Genomic DNA, 23,650 nt, shown 5'->3' with positions numbered 1-23,650 from the left:
TTCTTAGAAGTTCATGCCGAAGCTGAGCGCAACGAAATCGCGGTCATCCACCGTGGTGTACTTCCCATCGAAGAAGTTGGTGTAGGAAAGGCCTGCGGTATAGGTGTTCTGGTATTCGGCATCCAGACCGAGGCTGACAGCCTTGCGACCTTCCTCGAAGTTGCCGCCAGGGCCAGGCGAGTAGCCTTTGACGTCATGCGACCAGGCGACACTGGGCCGAAGGTTCACACCGGCGAAGAAGCTGTTGTAGTCCCAGATGGCGCGCGCGCGGTAGCCCCAGGAGTTGGCGGTGGTGAAACCGTCGTTCTCGCAATAACGGGTCAGGTTGTTCTGATCGGCGCCGGTCAGGGTGCCGGCGTTCAGCGTCGCGCACTGACCGCCTGGCAACGGGCCTGGTCCATACACCGGGTCGCGGCCATAACGAATCTTCGAGGTGCTTTCCAGTCCCCCCACGTGGGTAAAGCCGACCTCGCCGACCAGGGTCAGACGCTCGGCGCCCATGACCTGATCGAAGAACTGGGTGAAGGTGGTTTGCAGCTGGGTGATTTCCTTGCGGCGATAGCCCGGCTGATCGGTGTTGGGCTGCCCGCTCAGCAGCGACACGTTAGGGTTGAGCGGCGAAATGCCCGAATACAGGATGTCGGTGGTGTTGACCTGAACCGGCGCGTTCGGACGGTAGCTGATCTCGCCACTCCACGCAGTGCCGGTAGGCAACGTGGTGGAGAAGCTCAGGCCATAGAGACGGATATCTTCAGGGTATTCGACGTAGTAACTGGAGTTACCGGCGACCACGACAGGCAGCAAGGTCGGCGCCAGCGCAGTGGCGGTCGCTTGCGGCAGGCCATTGCGAACCAGCGACCCCACAAGCCCCGCAGGACTGAACGACGCCGCCGAACCGCCACGACCGCTGAAGATCGGTGCACGGCTATGGTAATTCATCATGTACGCGCCGAATTCGGTGTCCAGCGGCTCGAAGTTGTAGCGCAACGCGAAACCGAACTGCCCGCTGTCACGTGCATCGCGGTCAGGCCCCCGACGTACGATTGCGCCTTCGTCAGGGTTGCCGAACACCACGCCTTGCTGGCTCAGCGAATTGAAGATCGCACCGCGCGCGCCGGCAGGCAGGCCAGCAGCGGTCAGTGAGCTGTTAAGACCATTGCGGCTGCGCAGTACCGCGAGGTTGTTGTTGCAACCGTCGGCAATCACATCAGGCTGCGAGAAGAAGGTGCCGCAGTTGTCGGTCACCGTCTGGTCCCATTCCAGCTGGTAGAAGCCTTCGGCAGACAGGTTGTCGGTCAGGCTTTGCGACAGGTAGAACATGTTGACCGGAATCAGGCCTTCCTTGATTTCCGAGCCAGGACGGCGGAACGCCGAAACGTCGATCGGGTTGACGCTGTTGATGCCGCCGCCGATGAAGGTGCTTTCACCCCAACTGATGACCTGTTTACCGAACCGCACAGCACCGGGCTGATCAGCGATCGAATAGTTGTGGTACACGAATGCGTCGAGCAACTGGAACCCGGACGACTTGGCGCCCTCCTTGCGGTTCGAGTCGCTGATGTCCTTGAACTCGCGGCCTTCGTCCTTGAGTTCGAAGTCATACCAGTATTTGCCACGCACAAACACACCGGTATCACCGTATTTCAATTCCAGGTCATGGATGCCCTTGAAGATCTTCGAAAACGTTTCCCCACGCTTGAAGTTCAAGTGGCCGTCGTCGGATGTCTGAGACAGTCCGCGCCCGCCATTGTTAGCGCCGATCAGGTTCTTGTTGGCGTTTTCAGTGGACCAGCTGGCACCGACCGAAAGCGAGGAGTCGAAGCTGCCTTCGATTTCACCGATATTGAACGAGACGCCGAAAGCAGGGCCGGCGAGCGAAGAGGCAAGGCTGACGGCCAGGGGCAATTTCGCCCGGCGCCAGAAGGGGGTGGTTGTTGTCATCGACGCTACTCCATGTGCTTTTATTGTTATGGCAGTGGGAATTTTCAGAAAAACGACTCAGCCGTCGAATCAAATACTGACTGTCAACACTCTTCAGGCAGCCCGGATGGCTACAACACAAAGTGTCATTTCGCTCTCGCACATTCCCTATGCCGACTATATCCAGCGGGCGCTGATACCAGATCCCTCTAAAGTGTGATTTGCAGCATCAACGCCTCTGGCCCGCCTGTTCCCGCGAGGTCGCTCGACAGGCCTGGAGGGGAGAATGGCTTAAAATCGGAATTTGGCAAGGCGCAGAGCCAGCCTGGCGACGTAAGCACCTGCCGTGCGGCTCGCAACGGCAGGCGCAACAAACGCAAATGCGTCAGAGCGTCGAGAGAAATGCGCTGTTGCTGGTTTGCCACTCGACAATATCCAGACGCATGCGCTTTTTATCGAGCTTGCCGACACTGGTCTTGGGAATTTCGGTAACAAGCGCGATCTGGCTGGGAATAGCCCACTTATTGATGTGACCTTGCTCGACAAAGGGCTTTAGGTGCTCCTTGAGGATTCGGGCATCGAGCTGATGACCGTCGTGCACCACCAGCAATGCGAAAGGCCGCTCGCCCCATTGCGGATCCGGGATACCGACCACCGCGACTTCGCGCACTGCCGGATGCCGGCTGCACAGGTCTTCAAGCTCGAGCGAAGACACCCATTCACCGCCGGTCTTGATCACGTCCTTGATGCGGTCACGAATGTCGATGAAGCCCATGCCATCCAGCGTGGCAACGTCACCTGTATGCATCCAGCCGCCCGCCCACAACGCAGCCCCTTTCTCGGGTTCGCGGTAGTAACTCTCGCTCAGCCAGGGTGCCCGCAGCACAAGCTCGCCCTGGGTCTCGCCATCGGCCGGCAGGAAGTTGCCCTGCTCGTCGACAATAGCGGCGTCCACCAGCATGCCCGGCACACCGGCCTTGATGCGATAGGTAATGCGCTCGTCCTCGCTGCCCGCCTTCAGCTCTTCGTTGATGTGCGCCACGGAAATCAGCGGCCCGGTTTCGGACATGCCATAAGCTGCCGTGAGCTGAATCCCTTTCGCCTTGGCGGCCTTGTACAGCGTGCGTGTGAGCGAGCTGCCGCCGATGATGATTTTCCAGCCGCCGAAATCCACATCCTGCGCGCCCTTGGCATTGAGCAGCATCTGCATGATGGTCGGCACGCAGTGGGAGAACGTGACCTTCTCCTTGCGCCACAGCTCGACCAGCAGTTCGGGCTCGTAGCGACCGGGATAGACCTGCTTGAGCCCCAGCATGGTCGCCGCGTACGGAATACCCCACGCATGCACATGGAACATCGGGGTAATGGGCATGTAGACGTCATCGGTGCCCAGCAGGCGCACGCTGTCGATGCACCCCATGATGGTCGCCACGCCCAGGGTGTGCAGAACAAGCTGTCGATGCGTGAAATACACACCCTTCGGGTTGCCCGTGGTGCCGGTGGTATAGAACGTGGTGGCGACCGAGTTTTCGTCGAAATCCTCGAACGCGTACTCGGGACTGGCCGCCGCCAGCAAGGCTTCATATTCGCCGACCAGGTTGGGCAGGTCAGCGGTCTTTTCCGGCAGATCGGTCAGCAACACGGTCTTTTCGACCGTGGTCAGATGCCCGGCGATAGCCTGGTACAAGCCTGCGAATTCACTGTTGACCAGCACGACGCGGTCGTCGGCATGGTTGATGGTATAAGCGATCTGTTCAGGCGAGAGGCGCACGTTGACGGTGTGAACCACCGCGCCAATCATCGGAATGGCGAACATGCATTCCAGGTAACGATGGCTGTCCCAATCCATGACAGCAACCGTATCCCCGGCCTTGACCCCGGCTGCGGTCAGCGCATTGGCGAGGCGGCAGATGCGTTCGTTCAGTTCCACGTAGGTATACCGGACCAGATCCCGGTAAACGATTTCACGCGTTTTTTCGTAGCGGCTGCCGGACATCAGGAGCCGTTTGATCAACAGAGGGTACTGATAAGCGCCATCGGCTGGCGCAAGAACGCGAGTCTGTAACATATGAGTCCCTTTCCAAAGTTTACAGGCCAAGCCTGAAATATGGACTCTAGAGCCCTGCCTCGCCAGCCAAATCAGCCGAAGGGATGATTTGGCGACCAGTGAGCGAAGAGACGAACCGTCGATTCAAAGGACCATTACAGATTCATGTGTCAGTTTTGTGCACCGAAAATCAACGCACCTCGGTCAGCGCAAGCTTGATACCCAGCGCGATCAACACCCCACCCATCGCCCGGTCGAACCAGTGGCCCATGCGCGCAAAACCGGCACGCACGCGTGCCTGGCTGAACAGCCGGGCCACCAGACAGAACCAGACGGCCGTGGCGACGGCCAGGTAAACGCCGTACCCGCCTTGCACCAGCAACGGGGTATGCGGGTTGATCACCACCGTGAACAGCGACAGGAAAAACAAGGTCGCCTTGGGGTTCAGGCCGTTGGTAACGAACCCGCTCACATAGGCGCCACGGGCCGTGCGCTCGCCAGCGACGGTCTTGATGACGTCATCGGCGGCACTGGCCGGCCTGGCGCGCAGGGCCTTGAAGCCGATGTAGAGCAGATAGGCCGCCGCCGCCCATTTCAGCGCATTGAACAGCACGATGGACTGCGAAACGATGATTCCGATGCCCAGCAGCGAATACCCCACGTGCACAAAAATCGCCGAGCCGACGCCCAGCGCCGCCCATGTACCCGCCTTGCGGCCATGGGTAACACTCTCGCGCACCACAACCGCGAAATCGGGGCCGGGGCTTGCGACAGCCAGCAAATGGATCAATGCGACGGTCAGAAATTCTGGCCAATACATGGCGGCTCTCCTGGAATGTGGTCGAGCCTGGGCTCTGATAGGCTGATCAGACTACGCCTTCCAATTCCCCGGTAAAAGGTACAGCTATGAGCAAACCCGGCAGAGCAGTTTTCCTCGACCACACGTCGCTGGATCTGGGCGATCTGGATCTTGGGCCCCTGCGTGAACGCTTTGACGAACTGGTGCTGCACGCCAGCACAGGACCTGAGCAGGTGGCCGAGCGTCTGAAAGGTGCTCAGGTCGCCATCAGCAACAAGGTCTTGATCGATGCCGGCACGTTCGCAGCATGTCCCGACTTGAAGCTGATTCTGGTCACGGCGACAGGCACTAACAATGTCGATCTGGCGGCGGCTCGCGAACATGGCGTGACGGTGTGCAACTGCCAAGGCTACGGAACGCCCTCCGTGGCTCAGCACACACTCCTTTTGCTGCTGGCGCTCGCCACCCGCCTGCCGGACTATCAGCAGGCCGTGCATCAAGGGCTGTGGCAGCAATCTAAACAGTTCTGCCTGCTGGATTTCCCCATTGTCGAACTTGAAGGCAAGACTCTGGGCCTGCTGGGTCATGGCGAACTGGGCGGCGCGGTCGCGAAGCTGGCGCAGGCATTTGGCATGCGTGTGTTGCCGGGACAGATTCCTGGCAGGCCTGCACGCCCGGATCGCCTGCCTCTGGAGGAGCTGCTGCCGCAGGTCGACGCGCTGACCCTGCACTGTCCGCTCAACGACAACACCCGCGACATGATCGGTGCTCATGAACTGAGCCTGATGAAGCCCCATGCGTTCATCGTCAACACCGCACGCGGCGGGCTGATCAATGAGCAGGCCTTGGCCGACGCGCTGCGCAATGGGCATCTGGGCGGCGCAGCGTCAGATGTGTTGAGTGTCGAGCCTCCCGTCGCAGGCAATCCTCTGCTGGCAGGCGACATCCCGCGCCTGATCATCACCCCGCACAGCGCATGGGGCGCGAAGGAAGCCCGTCAGCGCATCGTCAGCCAGGTAGCCGAAAACGCCCGGGCATTTTTCGCCGGTGCGCCAGTCAGGGTTGTGAGCGGGTGACAGAACAGGTCAAAGACCCCGTGGCAGTGAGCGTGGTCACCAGGGCTGATACAGGCGATATGGACTATGGCGTCAGCGCCGGCCCTTTCGCGAGCAAGCTCGCTCCCACAAAAACTGTTTTTGTTCAGTCAGTTGCATGTTGTTGCGCAGCACACACCGGATCGTGGGAGCGGACTTGTCCGCGAATACTGTGTTTGCGTCACTGAATATTTGTCGGATGCACTCGCCTTTTCGCGGACAACGGAACGCCGCCCGGCCCGCGCCAACAAAATCTTTTCACTCGCGGACTTACGGGCTGTTTGATGGGAGGCGGCTGGCTGCCGATACGGTTTCTCAAGCGCCCTGTGTAAGCGAGCAATCCTGTTAAACTGCGCGCTTTTTCAGGAGCCATTCCATGGACCCGCGCAGTGAAGTGTTACTCCGTCAGGCCGAGCTGTTTCAAGGCTCGCTGCTGTTGGCCGGTTTGCCCGCCGACGACCTGCTCGGGAAACTGCCGCAGGCACGTGGCTGGTGCTGGCATGCCGGTGATCAGTCGGCGCTGGATGCGCGCTTCGAGGGGCGTACTCACTTTGGTGTCGAGGCGCCAGAACAGCCATTCGACGCCGCCGTGCTGTTCCTGCCCAAGGCCCGCGACCTGACCGACTACCTGCTCAATGCGCTGGCCTCGCGCCTGCAAGGCCAAGAGCTGTTTCTGGTCGGCGAAAAACGGGGCGGTATCGAAGCCGCTGCCAGACAATTGAGCCCGTTCGGACGTGCACGCAAGCTCGACAGCGCACGTCACTGCCAACTGTGGCAGGTCACGGTCGAAAACGCCCCACAGGCAGTCAGCCTGGAAAGCCTTGCCAAGCCTTATCAGATCGACCTGCAGGACGGTCCGCTGATCGTCATCAGCCTGCCGGGGGTATTCAGCCATGGCCGCCTCGATCGCGGCTCGGCCCTGCTGCTGGACAATATCGACAAGCTGCCAAGCGGCAATCTGCTCGATTTCGGCTGTGGTGCGGGTGTTCTGGGTGCGGCGGTGAAACGTCGCTACCCGCACAACGAGGTGGTGATGCTGGATGTGGATGCATTCGCCACGGCCAGTTCCCGCCTGACGCTGGCCGCCAATGGCCTTGAAGCACAGGTATTGACGGGTGACGGTATCGACGCCGCGCCGATGGGTTTGAACACGATTCTGAGCAATCCGCCGTTTCATGTCGGGGTTCATACCGATTACATGGCGACAGAAAACCTGCTGCGAAAAGCACGCCAACATCTGAAATCAGGCGGCGAACTGCGCCTGGTGGCCAATAACTTCCTGCGTTATCAACCGCTCATCGAAGAGCATGTCGGTGCCTGCGAAGTCCGTGCCCAAGGCAACGGCTTCAAGATTTACAGCGCCAAACGTTCTTGAAATAAGAGCTTGCCGAAAGGATTTTGCGAAGGCAGAATCCGCTCCGTCCTAGGGGAGTAGTCTCCCACGAGCCCCGCGCTCGTCCGGCACGTATCAACATACTTGGTCCTCAGACCATGGTACGTGCGACCCGGAATCCGCTCAGACGGATCGGTGGTTTGACAAGACCTATGACACGCACACCTTACCCGGGGCGGGAAGGCTGTACGTGTCATAGCCGTGTCGACCCGCCCCTTAGGAAACCTGATGCTGGAATCATTTCTCGTCCCTACTGCAGTCGTTGCGCTCGCCGAAATCGGTGACAAGACGCAGTTGCTCGCGCTCATCCTCGCCGCACGCTTTCGCAAGCCCTGGCCCATCATCGCCGGTATCGTTGCCGCCACCCTGGCCAACCATGCCGCGGCCGGTGCAGTAGGCGCCTGGTTCAGCAGCTTCCTATCCGATGCGGTGTTGCACTGGATTCTGGCTGCCAGCTTCACCGCCACGGCGCTCTGGACCCTGGTGCCCGACAAGATGGACGATGACGAAGCCAGCACAGCACGTAAATTCGGTCCGTTCATGACCACCCTCATCACCTTCTTCATCGCGGAAATCGGCGACAAGACGCAGATCGCGACCGTCATGCTGGCAGCGCAGTATTCCTACCTGTGGCTGGTGATTCTCGGCACCACGGTCGGCATGCTGATCGCCAACGTGCCGGTGGTACTGGCGGGTAATTTCGCGGCCGAAAAGCTGCCGCTGACGATGATTCGTCGACTGGCCGCGTGTGCGTTCTTCGTGCTGGCACTGGTAGCGGTGTACAAGGCCATGCAGGTCAGCGGCTGGGTCTGACCGCAGCCTGTCAGGCGCGTTGCGAGGCCTTACGCTTCGCCCCGCGCCTTCGCACTCATCAGGACTTGGGCGCGCTCTGATACAGCGGCATCACCTTGGGAATGGCAGCCTGCAAGGAGGAAATCCGGTTTTGCGATGCCGGGTGCGTGCTCATGAACTCGGGCTGCGAACCACCGGCGTTCTGCGTCATTTTCTGCCACAGGGTGATCGCCGCGTTAGGGTTGTAACCGGCGCGTGCGGCGAGTTCCAGACCCAGCAGGTCAGCTTCATTTTCGTTGCTGCGGCTGTTGGGCAGGGTCAGGCTGTAATTGACCACTGTATCGGCCAGCGCCAGGCTGTCCTGGCCCATACCGAGCAAGGCTCCTGCGCCCTGCTTGGCCATCGCTACACCATACGCCTTGGACATCGCTTCACGACCATGCTCACGCAAGGCATGGGCGATTTCGTGGCCCATGACCGCAGCAATTTCGTCGTCGGTCAGTTTCAAGGTATCGATCAGGCCTGTATAAACAATGATCTTGCCGCCTGGACCACAGTTGGCGTTCAGATCATCACTCTTGATCAGGTTCACTTCCCACTGCCACTGAGCCGAATCGGGCCGCAGTTTTGGCGCCTGTGCTATCAGTCGTTTGGCAATCGCATTGACGCGTTTGGCCTCCGCGCTGGTGGTGTCCAGTACCCCCTTGCTGCTCGCCTCGCCAACGGTCTGCTGATACGACTGCGCGTACATTTTGTTCACTTCATCCGTGGAGAGCATGCTGAACATGTACTGCTTTCGCTCTACCCCGACCGAATCGCCCGAGGTCGTGTTGACGGCCTGACACCCGCCGAGCAATAACGCTGCGCTCAAGGCACATAGGGCAAATGACTGACGCATGAGACTTCTCCTTGTTGATGAGGCGGTCATCCTAGGACGTGAATACGTCCAGCGCCAGATACCAGCCAATTGCCATGTTGGTACGTTGCAGCAGCAATTGGTTCCTTCTGTATGTCAGGTATGTATCAGAAGAGTGTCGACTCCCCTACCTGCCTTATCAACTCAACGGCGTCAGGCACTCGGGCGCGTTGAGTTTCGGGTCGTTGACCAGATTGGCCAACGGACGCTCGCGCAATGCGATCTGCGGCGCTGCGAGCAAGGCTTGCAGTGTGTGGAGCGGCGTGTCGGCAGCCAGCCAGGCTTTCTGCCCTTCGGCATCGAGAATCAGCGGACGACGCTGGGTCGCTGCCGCCTGAGTGACCACTGCCACACTTAGATAGGTGTGCCCCTGAACCGGGTACGCTTCCCATATGGCGGCGAAAAACAACGCAGCCCCCTCGCCCGGCGTGAGCCAGAACGGGCGTTTGCGTGAGGTGCCGCGCCACTCGTAAAAGCCATTGGCGGGAAGCAGGCAGCGACGTTTAAGGAACGCCTCGCGGAACATGGGTTGTTCGGCCACGGTTTCAGCCCTGGCGTGGGCCGGCGTGCGGGAAAGATCCGTGAGCCATGCCGGTGTCAGTCCCCAGCGGGCCCGTACCAGCTCGACGTCGCCGTCGCCCTCGGCGGCGCGCATGATCAACACCCAGTCAGCCGGAGAAATATTCCATTGGGCCTGCTGGTCGGCCGGAAAACCGGGCAAGGCCGCAAACGCGGGGGTCCAGCGAAACAGGGCATAACGTCCACACATGAGGGGTAATCGGACTCTTTAAATGAAGGCGTTCAACACACCAGTACATCGGGAAAACTGTCCGGCTCATCGCCACCGGGCATCGGCGAAGCGGCATTGTACGCAGTGATCAACGCGCGTGCGCGCTCAACCTCATCGTCTTCGACGGTGATCCAGAGCAGACCGAAGACCGGCAACTCGCCCATACCGCCGAGCAGATCACGCCCCGCCAGGTACGCTTCGATGCCTTCGCTGGCCAGCATGCCTTGCAGCAGCTCGCCTTCCATAAGGTTTTCCGGCTCGTAGATTCTCTGCATCACTCGTTCTCGGTGCGTACATCCAGCGTCCACTGCTCGCCGTCGGTCTGGAGGTCGAATACGATCGGGCGGCAGCAGACCTGACAGTCTTCAATGTACTGTTGATCACCGCCGGAGAGATCCAGCAACGTTTCCACGGCCTCACCGCAGTAAGGGCAGTCGTAACTCTGTAATTCCTGCATCGCGGTCTCCGGGATCAGTTGTGCGTATAATTGCGCCATTCTTCGAAGGTTGTCGTGACATACCTGCCTTCTTTTTACCCTATCCGATTCAAACAAGAGAGCATGATGGGCGAATTCGATGCCATCCGACCTTACAACGATTCAGAAGTGCCGGCCGTTCTGGCCCGTCTGCTGAGCGATAAAGCTTTTCTCGCGATCCTGACCAAATTCCGCTTTCCACGCCTGGCGCCTGCATTCGGCTGGTTTCTGCAACCGACCCTGGCGCGCAAGCTGCGCCGCGAATTCGCAGGCATCGACTCGGTCGCCACCTTGCAGGACAAGGTCGAGTACTACGTCGACCACACCATCGAGCGCGCCACTGACGGCGTCACGTATACCGGTGTCGAGCAGCTCAAGTCCGGCTGCGCCTATCTGTTTCTGGCCAACCACCGCGATATCGTGATGGACCCCGCGTTCGTCAACTATGCCGTGTACCACGCAGGCCTGCCTACACCACGCATTGCCATTGGCGACAACCTGCTGCAAAAGCCCTTCGTCAGCGACCTGATGCGCCTGAACAAGAGTTTTATCGTGCACCGTTCGATTATTGGGCGTCGCGAGAAGATGGCGGCGTATCAACTGCTGTCGGCGTACATCAACCACTCGATTACCCAGGATTGCCAGTCGATCTGGATCGCCCAGGCAGAAGGTCGCGCCAAGGACGGGGATGATCGTACCGAGTCAGCAATCCTCAAGATGTTTCACATGAGCCGCAAGGAAGAACCCTTCGGTGACGTGATCCGCTCGCTGAACCTGATTCCGGTGTCGATCAGCTACGAATACGATCCGTGCGACCACGCCAAGGCCCGCGAACTGTATATCCGCGCCACTACAGGCTCTTACACCAAGACGCCGGGCGAGGACGACGTGAGCATTGCGCTGGGCATCACCGGCTATAAAGGCCGCGTGCACGTGAACTTCGCGCCACCGATCACCGAGCATTTCGAAGACACCAAGCAACTGGCCATCGAAATGGACCGGCAGATCCTTGGTGGCTACCGTCTGTTCCCGGTGCATTACCTGGCTTACGCGCAATGGGCCGACGCCGACCCGAGCCTGAATGTGCCACTGGCTGCCGACCTGTTCCCGGCCGACGAGCTCAATCGCGCCAAGGATGAATGGGAAAGCAGACTCGCCGGCGCTCCCGCCGAGCACCGGCCTTATCTGGTGCAGCAGTACGCGACGCCGGTGCGTAACCAGTATCGGGTAAAGGCTGGTCTGGCGTTGTGAGTGTGAACGGCTGATCGTGCCCATCGTTGCGCGTGGGCACGATCCAGCCTCGAATCATCCTGTAAGAAATTTCCCCGCAGCTGTCACCTAACCGTAACGCGCCCTCGGCATTGTGTGGCTCCTCAAGAAACGGACTTCCTTCCTTTTGGAGCTTGTCATGCTGCATGCAAAAAACCAGGATCGCCTTTATCTGATCGCCCAAAGCGATGAGCAGCAGGAGCTGATCGACGCCTTGGCGTTCAACGTTCAAGACCGCCACTGGCTGGTCTACTGCGCCTTGGGCGGCCATGTGCATCACGATCTGCCGGATGTGGATCAGGACACCGGGTTCAGCTTTCTGGGCTTCTATCAGCAGGCAGCCTGATCAGGCCAGCCGCCTGCAGATGTAAAAAAGCCCGGCCCTCTCATCGAGGGCCGGGCTTTTTAGTCAGCGCAGGTTACTGCGACAGGGTCGAACCAATGGTCGGATCCTGGAACACACGGGTCAGCGCATCGCTCAACACGTCACTTACCAGCTTGGTGTTGGTTTCCTGATTCGGTGCCATACCGAAGCGCTGGTCCAGCGACGCGGCATAACGACCACTGTAGTTACGGCCGTTGTTGCGTACATCGGCGCGGAAGGTCGAACTGATCGTGGCTTCAGTCACGTACAGACCTTCTTTTGGCGACTGATACTTGAGGTCGGCCAGGGTCACGGTCAGTTGGGGTGCGTTGCTGCCACCCTGGGTGGGCGTGAAGCCCAGCAGACGTACAGCGGCTTCCGCCTGAGCCTGCAACTTGGGCACGATGTCGTTGCCGCTGACGCTGATGGAGCTCGTTTCAGGGTACATACCGCCACGCGTGCCCAGTGTCGGGCCCGGACGACCGTCTACTACACGCACAACGACCGGCTGACCGCGCCCGACAGGCGCGAGCTGGGCATTGATCTTGGGTTGCGGGCTGAGTTGTTGAGGGCTGTGGGCGCAGCCCACCAGGGTCAAACTGCTTACAGCAAGCAAACCGAACAAAAGGCGACGCAGCATGCTCATCTCTCCATGGGCCAGGCACTAAATGTGCCGCAGTATAGCGGCGTGCAACACTGGCAAACCAGTGTCCACCTACCAGTAAGGCTGGGACCCTCAAAAAACCCTGATGGTTCAGCTGCGCGCCGTGTAATCAGGGCGTCATAACAAGGCGGCAGACTCGCCTTCACTGCCTCGACGCTCACTCACCCAAGGAGCTGCGCCATGAATCTTTTCTGGTCCCTCTTCACCGCCCGCCCCCAGCACCGTCACTACGCGCGGGTTGACCACGCCGGTATCTGCCGTGCCTTCAAGCACTGCGCCGAGCGTCCATCAGGGCATGAGTGGGTCGAAGTCAACGAACAACGGATCAACTGGCTGAACCAGCCACTGCCCGCCAGCGCACGTATTGCGCAGCGTGACGTGCGAGCGGCGCGTCGTCAGTTAATCACCGCCTGACCCGATCGCGAATAAAAGTCACTTAAACCGATCAATTTCCGTCGTTTCATCGCTATAATCTCCCCCCGATTATAAGGACGTCTCCTGATCGGGCCTCGCAGCACTGCTAATCGCCGTATTAGCGCCTCCGTTCTGCCCACAGAGAGCCGCCCACACAGGTCATTGCACGCGGGTGTGCTCGATGAACGGTGCAGAATCGCTCGAATCCTATCGAACCTTTCTGATCTGTCAGCGCCTCACCTTGTATGCACCGACCTGCCAGCGCTGCTACCGCAGCCATTTTTGAGGTTTGGTTCGCGTTTCCAAAAGAACGTGAAAAACGGTTTCACTACTTCACAAGAGTGTGGCGAGCAAATGAATAGGTACGCGTTTGTAAATGCACCATCAGCGTCTGAACCGGCCCTTTTGAACAGGACTGACCGCGACTGCGCCTCCATCACCGGAGCCTGACGATCATCGGCAGGGACCGGTCGCCTGCGTGACCGACACCTTGACGATGGTCGAATGGCCGAGCGGGTTCGAACATGCGTTCATGCCTTACTATGAACCTTGACTGAGCCTGACCGGGACCTGCGCTTGAGATGCGAAAAATTGCGAAGAATCGGACAGGCGATCCTGGCCGGGAAGCGATGGGCACAACCCAGACCCTTGCCCCGACCTTCCGGCACACAGCCTCAGGATCGTATGCCGTCAATTTGGTGCTGCAGATTTTGGAGACGCGTTAATGGCGCATAACGAAGCAGTCGATGTAGTACTGGTAGGTGCGGGCATCATGAGTGCCACGCTGGCCGTACTGCTCAAAGAGCTCGACCCCGGCCTCAAGCTGGAAGTCGTTGAGCTCATGGACTCCGGTGCTGCAGAGAGTTCCAACCCATGGAACAACGCAGGCACCGGCCACGCCGGCCTGTGCGAACTCAACTACACCCCGCCCGCTGCCGATGGCTCAATCGACATCAAGAAAGCGGTGCACATCAACACCCAGTTCGAAGTCTCGAAGCAGTTCTGGGCCTATCTGGCCCGCAAAGGCACCTTCGGTTCGGCGAAATCGTTCATCAATCCGGTTCCGCACCTGAGCTTCGTTCAGGGCGAAAACGGTATCTCGTTCCTCAAGACCCGTTTTGAGGCCATGCGCAAGCACCACGCGTTTTCTTCGATGGAATACACCGAAGACAAGGCAACGCTTGCCGAGTGGATGCCGCTGATGATGCCGGGCCGTCCGGCAGACGAAAGAATTGCCGCGACGCGCATGATGAACGGCACCGACGTCAACTTCGGCGCGCTGACCAATCAGTTGCTCAAGCACCTGTCCAGCGCCCCGGATGCCCAGGTCAAATACTGCAAGCGTGTAACCGACCTCACCCGTAAGGGCGATGGCTGGACCGTCACTATCAAGGACGTGAACAGCGGCGGCACGCGTCAGATCGACGCCAGATTCGTGTTTCTCGGTGCGGGCGGCGCGGCACTGCCGTTGCTGCAGATGTCCGGTATCGAAGAGAGCAAAGGGTTCGGCGGCTTCCCGGTCAGCGGTCAGTGGCTGCGTTGCGACAACCCGGAAGTGGTCAAGCACCACCAGGCCAAGGTCTACAGCCAGGCAGCAGTGGGTTCGCCGCCGATGTCCGTACCGCACCTTGATACTCGCGTGGTCGACGGCAAGAAGTCCCTGTTGTTCGGACCTTATGCCGGTTTCACCACCAAGTTCCTGAAGCACGGCTCGTTCCTCGACCTGCCGCTGTCGGTGCGTGTGGCCAACATCAAGCCGATGCTGGCAGTGGCGCGTGACAACATGGACCTGACCAAGTACCTGGTCAGCGAAGTGATGCAGTCGATGGAGCAGCGTCTTGAGTCACTGCGTCGCTTCTACCCCGAGGCCAAAGCTGAAGACTGGCGTCTGGAAGTGGCTGGTCAGCGCGTGCAGATCATCAAGAAGGACGCCAAGAAAGGGGGCGTGCTGCAATTCGGCACCGAACTGGTCTCGGCCAAAGATGGCTCACTCGCGGCATTGCTCGGCGCTTCGCCGGGTGCGTCCGTCACGGTGTCGATCATGCTGGAACTGATCGAGCGCTGCTTCCCGGAAAAAACCCGCACGGAATGGGCTGCCAAGCTCAACGAGATTTTCCCGGCGCGGGAAAAGGCGCTGGAAACTGACGCCGAGCTGTACGAGCGCATCAGCAGCCAGAGCGACGAGAACCTGGAACTGGCCGAGAAGACCAATCAGGAACAGAGCTTCGCCTGATCTGATTGCCAGTTGATTGAGCCGTCAGCATGAAAAACCCCGTGGACTCGAAAGGGCCACGGGGTTTTTCTTTTCGACGCTTTACAGCAGCGGCTTAAAGGCTGCGGGACAGAACCGCGATGTGCTCAGGGCCGATGCCGCAGCAGCCGCCGATGTGCGTGGCACCCCGTTTGACCCAGTCTGCCGCCCACTGCTGATAACCCTGCGGATCGAGGTCTTCACGCAATTCATCCAGACCGTCGTTGGCCTTGGCATCCTTGGGTTGCGGCGGGAAGGCGTTGGCGTAGGCACCGATGGCGATATCGACGTTCAGCGACTTGAACACGTCGCGGGCGGCATCAATGGCGCCGCCAATCACTTCCGGCTGACTGCAGTTGAACAGCAAGGTGGCGACGCCCATTTCAGCCGCTGCCCGGGCAGCATCCGCCACGGGCTCGCCGGAACGCAGGCGTGGGACCTCGTCGGTGTCTTCGTCCTGCAACGTGAAGGACAGCCAGAACGGTTTGCCGTCGGCCGGCAGGCCCGCGCGGATGGTCTGCGCTTCGAGAATGCAGCTCTGGGTTTCGGCTAGCCAGAGGTCTACATACGGCGTCAGGCCGGCGACCAGAGGCTGCAGGATTTCCGCGGCACGCTCCGGCTTATACAAGTCGGGACGATAGGAGCCGAACAACGGCGGAATCGAACCTGCCACGCGTGCGCGACCACCCGATGCATCGGCAGACGCCCGGGCCAGTTGTCCGGCCAAGGCCGCCAGCGCCTGACCCTCTTTAGCAAAACGCACTTCGCCAATATGAAACGGCACCACCGCGTAACTGTTGCTGGTAATCACCTGAGCGCCGCTTTCGATATAAGCAGCGTGCACGTCGCTGACGGCTTCCGGCGCTTCGCTCAAGGCCAGAGCAGACCATTCAGGTTGACGAAATGGCGCGCCGCGACGCTGTAGTTCGCGGCCCATGCCGCCATCAAGAATTACAGTTGTGCCTTGGGTCATAGGTCATCTACTTATATGTATATGAAAAAAACTCATTATGAGTCAGTCTTGTATAACGTATTTAATACGGCTCTTTCATCAAACTACAAACACTTTCTCAGGGGACATCTGTGAAACTTAGCGCTTTGCTGGGCATTGGCCTGGTTACTCTGGCGGCCTCCACTCAAGCCCTGGCCGGCGCCACACTGGACCGCGTGCAGAAGAACAAAGAGCTGGTCAACGTCCTCATGGAAAGTTACCCGCCCTTCTCGTTTCTTAACGACAAGAACGAACTCGACGGCTTCGATGTTGACGTGGCCAAGGCCGTGGCACAGAAGCTGGGCGTCAAGCTGCGCCTGGAAACACCGTCCTGGGATGTGATCGCTGCCGGTCGCTGGAGCGGCCGTTACGACATCTGCGTCTGCTCGATGACCCCGAGCAAGGCCCGTGCTGAAGTGTTCAACTTCCCGGTCGAGTACTACGCATCACCTGCCGTCATCGTGGTCAACGCCAAGGATGATCGCATTCATTCGGCCAAGGACCTGAGCGACAAGAAGGTCGGGCTGACCAGCGCTTCCAGTTATGAAAGTTACCTGAACAAGAACCTGGTGATCGAAGGCGCTGAAGACAAGCCGTTGCAATACCCGTTCGAGAACGTGCAGATCGCCCCGTACGACAACGACAACGTGGCCTTCCAGGACCTGGGGCTTGGCGCAGGCGTGCGACTGGATGCCGTGCTGACCAACCTGGTGACCGCCAAACCGCGTCTGGATCAGGACAAGCGCTTCAAGCTGGCCGGCGAGTCGCTGTATGAAGAGCCTAACTTCGTCGCCATCGAGAAGAACGATCCCGAGTGGGACGCCAAGGTTCGCGACGTATTCGCCGAGCTGAAAAAGGACGGCACCCTGAGCAAGCTGTCGCAAAAGTGGATCGGCGCCGATATCAGTAAATGACTTCTTTCCCACGTCCACCCGAGCAGGCTGATCAAGGCCTGCTCAAGCGCATCTTTGGCTTCCGCACACGGCTTTATCTGACCTGGCTGGTCATGTTTGTGCTGTTTGCGGGCTTCTTCCTCAGTTTCGACCTCAAGCTGTCGATCATTCTCGACAAGCTGCCTAACCTGATCGGCCTGCACCTGGCGCCCAACGGCTTCCTGCAGGGCGCGGCGCTGACGCTGTTCGTGTCGTTGTGCTCGATCATCGTGTCTGTGGTGCTAGGCTTCGTAACGGCGCTGGCACGGCTGTCCAACAGTGCGGTAGCGTTCGGCATTGCCAGCTTCTACGCGTCGTTCTTTCGCGGCACGCCACTGCTGATTCAGATCCTGTTGATCTACCTGGGCTTGCCACAGGTGGGAATCGTGCCGGGCGCGATCATGGCAGGCGTGATTGCCCTGTCACTGAACTACGGCGCCTACCTGAGCGAAATCTTTCGCGCGGGGATCATTGGGGTAGCCGCTGGACAGCGTGAAGCAGCACTGGCGCTGGGGCTGCGTCCTGCGCAGATCTTCTGGCGCGTGACCCTGCCTCAGGCGATGCGCACCATCATCCCGCCGACGACCAACCAGTTCATCTCGATGCTCAAGGACTCGTCACTGATTTCTGTGATGGGGGTCTGGGAAGTGATGTTTCTGGCGCAGTCCTACGGCCGGTCCAGCTATCGCTACATCGAGATGCTGACCACCGCAGCAGTGCTGTACTGGATCATGTCGATCGGGCTTGAATTGTTGCAGTCCCGCCTGGAACGGCATTACGGCAAGGCATACAAGGCTCGAAAATAGCGAACCTTGCAGTGTGGGAGCGCTCCGTCCAGGACGTGGTGGCGCCTCCCACAAAGGCGTGATGCTTCAGCCGCGCGCCTGTTCGATCAGCTCGATGTACTCTTCGGCATTACGCTGATCCTTGATCAGGGCGATGAAGTCGTTGCCGTGCTCGTCCTTGCCGTCGAAGCCATGACCGGCCTCTTTGAAGAACACCAGAAAGCGCTCGAAGTCGTTGATGCGCAGGCCGCGATAGGCCTTGATCAGCTTGTGCAGCGATGGCGAGGTGGCGTCGTAGGGTTCGAAGTTCAGGAACAGTTTGATCTGCTCGTCACCGATCTCATCGCCAATCAACTGTTTCTTGTCTTTACGCATTGCGGGCTCCACCTTGTCGCAGACACTTTCACGGGCGGGCAGTTTACCCTTGCGTGAGCGTGCGGCTCAACGCGCGCGTGCAGGCGTGGTATGCAGGTCGGCCCAGATATGACCGTTGGCATAGCTGAGAAACTGGCAATACACCTTTTCGTTGCGCAGCAGGTCCACCAGCACGCGGTATTGAGACAGCGGGTAGTAGAGCGTCAGCGTGCGCGAAGGCTCATCATAGGCAGGCTTCTTCAGGCTCTTGCTGTCGCCTGCATCGAAGTGCACCAGAACCTGCGAGATGGACGCGCCCTTGTTCAACGACTTGCCCTTCAGGCGCAGCAGTAAAGGCGAAGTGACCGGGATCGGCTGCTGACTCGACGTGCGCTGGTTTCCGGCAACGATCGTGAACTCGGTGACCCGCATCAACTGTTGATGCTCAGGTTCTGCAGCGCGCAGGCCCTGCTCGTCAGGCGGCAGGTATTGCTCGTGCATGGGGCTGGCTGACACCGTTGCAACAGCAGTCAGACCCGACAACAACGCCAGCGCAAGGGCGCCTGGAAACAGTAGCTTCATGCTGAATAGTCCCTGATCGATGCGTTGAAGCGCTGCCTTGGTGTATGCGCAGACAGCGCCTCAGAGACGCTTACATGCCTTTGACGGCGTAGATACCGGCAGCGTTACGCCAGTAGCCTTTGTAGTCCATACCGAAACCGAAGATGTAACGGTCGATGCACGGCAGCCCCACGTAATCGGCTTTAAGGTCCGGGCGGGCCTTGCGGTCGTGGTCCTTGTCGATCAGCACGGCCGTGTGGACGGCGCGGGCACCAGCGTGTTTGCAGAAGTCGATGATCGCGCCCAGTGTGTGGCCCTCATCGAGAATGTCGTCGATGATCAGCACATCGCGGTCGATGAACGAAACTTCCGGCTTGGCTTTCCAGAACAGGTCGCCGCCGGTGGTTTCGTTGCGATAGCGGGTCGCGTGCAGGTAGGACGCTTCCAGCGGGAAATTCAGGTGGGTCAACAGCTTGCCGGAAAAGATCAGGCCGCCGTTCATGACGCAAAACACAACCGGGTTGCGTTCCGCCAGTTCGGCATTGATCTGCGCGCCGACACGAGCGATGGCAGCATCGACTTCGGCTTCTGTGTACAGGCAGTCAGCCTCGCGCATGATTTGACGGATATGCTCGAGATCAGCAGACATGAAGCGCTCTCCAGGTGGGGGCAGTGTGAGAAAAGCGGGCAAAGGTACGCATCCGTTCGACTCAGGGCAAGCGATTCTGGACTAACGTTGCGAGTGTCTTCTAAAAGCCGCGAACGTCCAGGCCGAAGAACAATACTGCACACATCGTAAGACAGTGTCTGCTGAATAGATTAATCTAGGCCGTTTTTTTTGCCCCCGCTGGAGCCTTTCCTTATGCCCATTCGTGAGATCCGTCATCCGCTGATCCGCCACAAGCTCGGCCTGATGCGCCGCGCAGACATCAGCACCAAGAATTTCCGTGAGCTGGCCCAGGAAGTGGGCGCTCTGCTTACTTATGAAGCCACTGCCGACCTGACGCTGGAAAACTACGATATTCAGGGCTGGGCCGGAACCGTGTCGGTCGAGAAGATCGCCGGCAAGAAAATCACTGTCGTGCCGATCCTGCGCGCCGGTATCGGCATGCTCGACGGCGTGCTCAGCCTGATTCCGGGCGCCAAGGTCAGTGCCGTCGGTGTGGCCCGCAACGAAGAAACCCTGCAGGCCCATACCTACCTTGAAAAGCTGGTGCCGGAAATCGACGAGCGCCTGGCGATGATCATCGACCCGATGCTGGCGACCGGCAGTTCCATGGTTGCGACCATTGATCTGCTCAAGAAAGCCGGCTGCAAGGAAATCCGTGCCATGGTGCTGGTTGCAGCCCCTGAAGGCATCGCCGCTGTGGAAAAAGCACACCCCGACGTGATGATCTACACCGCGTCCATCGACGAACGCCTCAACGAACACGGCTATATCATTCCGGGCCTGGGCGATGCCGGTGACAAGATTTTCGGCACCAAACAGAAGGACGCATAACCCGATGACGCAGCAGGAGTTCAACGATCCACTGTGGCGTACGGTTCTATCCGGTGCGCAAATGCTGTTCGTGGCTTTTGGCGCGCTGGTCTTGATGCCGCTGATCACCGGACTCGATCCCAACGTTGCACTGTTCACCGCAGGTCTGGGCACGCTGTTGTTCCAGATCGTGACCGGCCGCCAGGTGCCTGTGTTTCTGGCATCGAGCTTTGCCTTCATCACACCGATCATCCTAGCCAAGGGGCAGTTCGGCCTGGCCGCGACCATGGGCGGTGTGATGGCGGCGGGCTTCGTCTACACCTTCCTCGGCCTGGCCGTGAAGATCAAAGGCACCGGTTTCATCGACCGCCTGCTGCCGCCGGTGGTGATTGGCCCGGTGATCATCTCCATCGGCCTGGCCATGGCACCGATTGCCGCCAACATGGCGATGGGCAAATCAGGTGATGGTGCCGAGCTGATTCATTACCAGACCGCGATGCTGATTTCGATGCCCGCCCTGCTGACCACGCTGATCGTGGCGGTATTCGGCAAAGGCATTTTCAGGCTGGTGCCAATCATCTCCGGCGTACTGGTCGGCTTTGCGCTGTCGTTCTACTTCGGCGTGGTCGACACGGCCAAGATCGCCGCCGCACCCTGGCTGGCGATCCCGCACTTCACCGCGCCGGAATTCAACTGGCAGGCGATTCTGTTCATCGTACCGGTTGCACTGGCTCCTGCAATCGAGCACATCGGTGGCGTGATCGCAGTCGGCAGTGTCACCGGTCGCGACTACCTGAAGAAGCCGGGCCTGCACCGCACGCTGTTCGGTGACGGCATCGCCACCACCGCAGCCGGTCTGTTCGGCGGTCCGCCCAACACCACGTATGCCGAAGTGACAGGCGCGGTGATGCTGACCAAGAACTACAACCCGAAAATCATGACCTGGGCGTCGATCTTCGCGATCACCCTGGCGTTCATCGGCAAGTTCGGCGCGCTGCTGCAAAGCATCCCGGTGCCGGTGATGGGCGGGATTCTGTGTCTGCTGTTCGGTTCGATTGCGGCGGTGGGCATGAACACCCTGATTCGTCACAAGATCGACCTCTCAGAGGCGCGCAATCTGGTGATCGTTTCGGTGACACTGGTGTTCGGTATCGGTGGGGTGTTGATCGGCACCGGCAACGGCCCGGATGACTTCGGCCTCAAGGGCATCGCCCTGTGCGCCGTGACCGCGATCGTGCTGAACCTGATTCTGCCCGGCAATGACAGCTGGAAGAACAAGCACGTGGACGATCAGTTGCCGTAAAGCCTGAGGTTGACCGAACCTGCCCATGCGCCGCATGGGCAGGCAGTCCGGGACGTTCGGTGTCCCTTTTGGCTCGGCACGTCACAACATCAGCGGTGCACGCTCGCAGAGCTTGTTCAATTCCCTGGCCCAGTTCGGGTCGTCGTTCAGGCACGGCACCAGCACCAACTCCTCGCCGCCCGCCTCCTTGAACTGTTCGGCACCCCGGTCGCCAATCTCTTCCAGGGTCTCGATGCAGTCGGCAACAAACGCCGGGCACATGACCAACAGCTTCTTCACGCCCTGCGCCGCCAGCTCCTCAAGGCGTACTTCGGTGTAGGGTTCGATCCATTTGGCGCGCCCCAGACGCGACTGGAACGATACCGACCACTTGCCGTCAGGGAGACCCATGCGCTTGGCAAACGCCGCAGCCGATTGCAGGCATTGGGCGCGGTAGCAGGTGGCAAGCACTTCGGCGGGCGCGGTCATGCAGCAATCGTCCTTGATACAGTGCTTGCCCGTCGGATCGAGCTTGTGCAGATGGCGTTCCGGCAGACCATGGAAACTCAGCAACAAGTGATCGTATGGCTGCTCCAGATGCGGGCGCACATTTTCCACCAGGGCGCTGAGGTATTCAGGCTGATCGAAGAACGGCTGCAGCAGCGAGAACTGCATCTTCAGCGACTTGGCGCGAACGACGCGCTTGGCCTCTTCAATCACCGTGGTGACCGTACTGTCGGCAAACTGGGGGTACAGCGGCGCAAGTGTCACCTTCTTGAAACCCTGCTCCGCCAGGCGCGTCAGTTGAGTCTCGATGGAAGGCTCTCCGTAGCGCATCGCCAGCTCAACCGGTCCGTGGCTCCACTCTTTCTTCATGGCCTGTTGCAGACGCTTGCTGAGCACCACCAGCGGCGAACCTTCGTCCCACCAGATCGATGCGTAAGCGTGCGCGGACTGCTCAGGGCGCTTGATCAGAATCAACGACACCAGCAGCCTGCGCACCGGCCACGGCAGGTCGATGACGTAGGGATCCATCAAGAACTGATTGAGGTAACTGCGCACATCTGCCACCTGGGTGGAAGCAGGCGAACCTAGGTTGACCAGCAACAACGCGTGATCGGTCATGCAACATCCTAATTCAATGGCTTTCAGTGTCGACCCAGCAAATCCTGCAGGGCGGTTTTCAGATCGGTAAAGCGGAACGTGAAACCGGCTTGCCGCAGACGCTCGGGGCGGGCTCGCTGCCCGCCCAACAACAACACCGACAATTCGCCCAGCAGCACTTTGAGCGCCAGCGCAGGCATTGGCATGAAGGCGGGCCGATGCAGAATGCCGGCAAGGGTCTTGGCAAAGTCGCGGTTGCGCACCGGCGCAGGCGCGCAAAGATTATAAGGACCGCGCGCATCATCCAGCGTCAACAGAAAATCAATCGCCGCAATTTGGTCCTGAACATGAATCCAGGGCATCCACTGCCGACCGTTACCGATCGGGCCTCCCATGCCGAACTTGAAAGGCGGCAACAGTTTTTGCAAAAAGCCGCCACGATCGGATAGCACCAGACCGGTGCGTATCACCACCACGCGCACACCCAGCGCTTCCCCACGCTGCGCTGTTTCTTCCCACGCACCACACAACTGACTGGCAAAGTCCTCCTTGGCGGGGTGAGACGTTTCGTCCAGTTCACGCTCGCCGCTGTCGCCATACCAGCCCACAGCAGAGCCGGAGATCATCAGGGCAGGCTTTTGCGTCTGTTGGCCCATCCAGGCCAGCAACTGCTCGGTCAGGCCGATACGGCTGTCCCACAGCATCAGACGCCGCTTGCGGGTCCAGGGCCGGTCAGCGATGGGCGCACCGGCCAGGTTGACGACAGCATCGATCGGCTGATCGCCAAGCTCCTCGAGACGAGCGACGCCCTTCACCGAGGGACCGCACAGCTCAGGAACGTGCGCAGGCTTTCGGCTCCAGACGGTCAACTGATGGCCTTGGGCAGACCAGTGCCTGCAGAGCGCTCGTCCTATCAGACCAGTACCGCCGGTCAGCAATATGTGCATGGCAGGTTACCTCGCGTGGCGTTCGT

General features: G+C 59.7%; 25 protein-coding genes and 1 riboswitch. Of the genes, 11 read left to right on the top strand and 14 right to left on the bottom strand.

Annotation, left to right across the window (positions count from 1 at the left end; translation table 11 throughout):
- Positions 1–3: 3 nt before the first annotated feature.
- The 3 genes from BUB69_RS25750 to BUB69_RS25740 all read right to left on the bottom strand — a co-directional run bounded on the left by BUB69_RS25750 (position 4) and on the right by BUB69_RS25740 (position 4,787).
- On the bottom strand, positions 4–1,941 hold the full coding sequence (locus BUB69_RS25750; RefSeq protein ID WP_073172446.1) for a DUF1302 domain-containing protein: 1,938 nt from the start codon (positions 1,939–1,941) through the stop codon (positions 4–6).
- A gap of 364 nt (positions 1,942–2,305) precedes the next feature.
- Positions 2,306–3,988: a fatty acid--CoA ligase gene (locus BUB69_RS25745; RefSeq protein ID WP_073172442.1), complete on the bottom strand. Its 1,683-nt coding sequence runs from the start codon at positions 3,986–3,988 to the stop codon at positions 2,306–2,308.
- Positions 3,989–4,157: 169 nt separating this feature from the next.
- Positions 4,158–4,787: a LysE family translocator gene (locus BUB69_RS25740; RefSeq protein WP_073172439.1), complete on the bottom strand. Its 630-nt coding sequence runs from the start codon at positions 4,785–4,787 to the stop codon at positions 4,158–4,160.
- Positions 4,788–4,873: 86 nt separating this feature from the next.
- Between BUB69_RS25740 and BUB69_RS25735 the strand changes: the two genes are divergently transcribed.
- The 3 genes from BUB69_RS25735 to BUB69_RS25725 all read left to right on the top strand — a co-directional run bounded on the left by BUB69_RS25735 (position 4,874) and on the right by BUB69_RS25725 (position 8,066).
- Positions 4,874–5,842 (top strand): 2-hydroxyacid dehydrogenase, encoded by a 969-nt coding sequence (locus tag BUB69_RS25735; RefSeq protein WP_073172436.1) that lies wholly within the window; start codon positions 4,874–4,876, stop codon positions 5,840–5,842.
- A 394-nt stretch (positions 5,843–6,236) separates the two neighbouring features.
- On the top strand, positions 6,237–7,235 hold the full coding sequence (locus tag BUB69_RS25730; protein ID WP_073172433.1) for a methyltransferase: 999 nt from the start codon (positions 6,237–6,239) through the stop codon (positions 7,233–7,235).
- 38 nt (positions 7,236–7,273) lie between these two features.
- Positions 7,274–7,412: riboswitch (yybP-ykoY riboswitch) on the top strand.
- A gap of 69 nt (positions 7,413–7,481) precedes the next feature.
- Positions 7,482–8,066: a TMEM165/GDT1 family protein gene (locus BUB69_RS25725; protein ID WP_073172430.1), complete on the top strand. Its 585-nt coding sequence runs from the start codon at positions 7,482–7,484 to the stop codon at positions 8,064–8,066.
- Between the two features lie 58 nt (positions 8,067–8,124).
- Here BUB69_RS25725 and BUB69_RS25720 read toward each other — a convergent pair whose 3' ends face one another.
- The 4 genes from BUB69_RS25720 to BUB69_RS25705 all read right to left on the bottom strand — a co-directional run bounded on the left by BUB69_RS25720 (position 8,125) and on the right by BUB69_RS25705 (position 10,208).
- On the bottom strand, positions 8,125–8,943 hold the full coding sequence (locus tag BUB69_RS25720; protein WP_073172427.1) for a M48 family metallopeptidase: 819 nt from the start codon (positions 8,941–8,943) through the stop codon (positions 8,125–8,127).
- A gap of 157 nt (positions 8,944–9,100) precedes the next feature.
- On the bottom strand, positions 9,101–9,730 hold the full coding sequence (locus BUB69_RS25715) for an SOS response-associated peptidase (protein WP_073172424.1): 630 nt from the start codon (positions 9,728–9,730) through the stop codon (positions 9,101–9,103).
- Positions 9,731–9,762: 32 nt separating this feature from the next.
- A complete protein-coding gene (locus tag BUB69_RS25710; protein WP_073172421.1) occupies positions 9,763–10,026 on the bottom strand; it encodes a putative signal transducing protein in 264 nt (87 codons plus the stop codon).
- The gene (locus BUB69_RS25705; RefSeq protein WP_073172417.1) at positions 10,026–10,208 is read right to left on the bottom strand and encodes a CPXCG motif-containing cysteine-rich protein; all 183 of its coding nucleotides are present in this window, start codon (positions 10,206–10,208) and stop codon (positions 10,026–10,028) included. Before BUB69_RS25705 ends, BUB69_RS25710 begins: the two co-directional genes overlap by 1 nt.
- Before the next feature lie 105 nt (positions 10,209–10,313).
- Here BUB69_RS25705 and BUB69_RS25700 point away from each other — a divergent pair, with 105 nt between their 5' ends.
- Complete coding sequence (locus BUB69_RS25700) at positions 10,314–11,477, top strand: 1-acyl-sn-glycerol-3-phosphate acyltransferase (RefSeq protein ID WP_073172414.1); 1,164 nt, start codon at positions 10,314–10,316, stop codon at positions 11,475–11,477.
- Positions 11,478–11,634: 157 nt separating this feature from the next.
- Entirely contained in the window at positions 11,635–11,841 is a 207-nt protein-coding gene (locus tag BUB69_RS25695; RefSeq protein WP_073172411.1) for a hypothetical protein, read from the top strand.
- A 73-nt stretch (positions 11,842–11,914) separates the two neighbouring features.
- Here the strand turns inward: BUB69_RS25695 and BUB69_RS25690 are convergent, their stop codons facing one another.
- A complete protein-coding gene (locus BUB69_RS25690) occupies positions 11,915–12,499 on the bottom strand; it encodes a YajG family lipoprotein (protein WP_073172408.1) in 585 nt (194 codons plus the stop codon).
- A 204-nt stretch (positions 12,500–12,703) separates the two neighbouring features.
- On the opposite strand from BUB69_RS25690, the gene BUB69_RS25685 reads away from it, so the two are divergent.
- Both BUB69_RS25685 and mqo read left to right on the top strand, forming a co-directional pair.
- Complete coding sequence (locus BUB69_RS25685) at positions 12,704–12,937, top strand: hypothetical protein (RefSeq protein ID WP_073172404.1); 234 nt, start codon at positions 12,704–12,706, stop codon at positions 12,935–12,937.
- A 724-nt stretch (positions 12,938–13,661) separates the two neighbouring features.
- A complete protein-coding gene (mqo, locus tag BUB69_RS25680) occupies positions 13,662–15,170 on the top strand; it encodes a malate dehydrogenase (quinone) (protein WP_073172401.1) in 1,509 nt (502 codons plus the stop codon).
- A gap of 94 nt (positions 15,171–15,264) precedes the next feature.
- On the opposite strand, the gene BUB69_RS25675 is transcribed toward mqo, so the two are convergent.
- Positions 15,265–16,161 (bottom strand): homocysteine S-methyltransferase family protein, encoded by an 897-nt coding sequence (locus BUB69_RS25675; RefSeq protein WP_073172398.1) that lies wholly within the window; start codon positions 16,159–16,161, stop codon positions 15,265–15,267.
- Between the two features lie 110 nt (positions 16,162–16,271).
- Here BUB69_RS25675 and BUB69_RS25670 point away from each other — a divergent pair, with 110 nt between their 5' ends.
- Together BUB69_RS25670 and BUB69_RS25665 are read left to right on the top strand one after the other, a co-directional pair.
- Positions 16,272–17,093: an ABC transporter substrate-binding protein gene (locus BUB69_RS25670; protein ID WP_024686029.1), complete on the top strand. Its 822-nt coding sequence runs from the start codon at positions 16,272–16,274 to the stop codon at positions 17,091–17,093.
- On the top strand, positions 17,090–17,917 hold the full coding sequence (locus BUB69_RS25665; protein WP_073172395.1) for an amino acid ABC transporter permease: 828 nt from the start codon (positions 17,090–17,092) through the stop codon (positions 17,915–17,917). The genes BUB69_RS25670 and BUB69_RS25665 overlap by 4 nt, the downstream gene beginning before the upstream one ends.
- Positions 17,918–17,983: 66 nt before the next feature.
- Here the strand turns inward: BUB69_RS25665 and BUB69_RS25660 are convergent, their stop codons facing one another.
- The 3 genes from BUB69_RS25660 to BUB69_RS25650 all read right to left on the bottom strand — a co-directional run bounded on the left by BUB69_RS25660 (position 17,984) and on the right by BUB69_RS25650 (position 19,460).
- The gene (locus BUB69_RS25660; protein WP_073172392.1) at positions 17,984–18,271 is read right to left on the bottom strand and encodes a PA4642 family protein; all 288 of its coding nucleotides are present in this window, start codon (positions 18,269–18,271) and stop codon (positions 17,984–17,986) included.
- Between the two features lie 66 nt (positions 18,272–18,337).
- Positions 18,338–18,832, bottom strand: a complete 495-nt coding sequence (locus BUB69_RS25655; protein ID WP_073172389.1) for a hypothetical protein — start codon at positions 18,830–18,832, stop codon at positions 18,338–18,340.
- 70 nt (positions 18,833–18,902) lie between these two features.
- Positions 18,903–19,460: a hypoxanthine-guanine phosphoribosyltransferase gene (locus BUB69_RS25650; RefSeq protein ID WP_002552171.1), complete on the bottom strand. Its 558-nt coding sequence runs from the start codon at positions 19,458–19,460 to the stop codon at positions 18,903–18,905.
- Between the two features lie 213 nt (positions 19,461–19,673).
- On the opposite strand from BUB69_RS25650, the gene upp reads away from it, so the two are divergent.
- Both upp and BUB69_RS25640 read left to right on the top strand, forming a co-directional pair.
- Positions 19,674–20,312 (top strand): uracil phosphoribosyltransferase, encoded by a 639-nt coding sequence (gene upp, locus BUB69_RS25645; RefSeq protein ID WP_002552170.1) that lies wholly within the window; start codon positions 19,674–19,676, stop codon positions 20,310–20,312.
- A 4-nt stretch (positions 20,313–20,316) separates the two neighbouring features.
- A complete protein-coding gene (locus BUB69_RS25640) occupies positions 20,317–21,594 on the top strand; it encodes a uracil-xanthine permease family protein (RefSeq protein ID WP_024686034.1) in 1,278 nt (425 codons plus the stop codon).
- An 81-nt stretch (positions 21,595–21,675) separates the two neighbouring features.
- On the opposite strand, the gene hemH is transcribed toward BUB69_RS25640, so the two are convergent.
- Positions 21,676–22,698, bottom strand: coding sequence for a ferrochelatase (gene hemH / locus BUB69_RS25635; protein WP_073172386.1), 1,023 nt, complete (start codon positions 22,696–22,698; stop codon positions 21,676–21,678).
- A gap of 23 nt (positions 22,699–22,721) precedes the next feature.
- Positions 22,722–23,624, bottom strand: a complete 903-nt coding sequence (locus tag BUB69_RS25630; protein ID WP_073172383.1) for a TIGR01777 family oxidoreductase — start codon at positions 23,622–23,624, stop codon at positions 22,722–22,724.
- Positions 23,625–23,650: the final 26 nt, after the last annotated feature.

The sequence above is a fragment of the Pseudomonas asturiensis genome (assembly GCF_900143095.1).
In the GTDB taxonomy this organism is placed as follows: domain Bacteria; phylum Pseudomonadota; class Gammaproteobacteria; order Pseudomonadales; family Pseudomonadaceae; genus Aquipseudomonas; species Aquipseudomonas asturiensis.
Note: the sequence above shows the minus strand (reverse complement) of the source record. Positions and strands in the feature narration are given on the sequence as shown.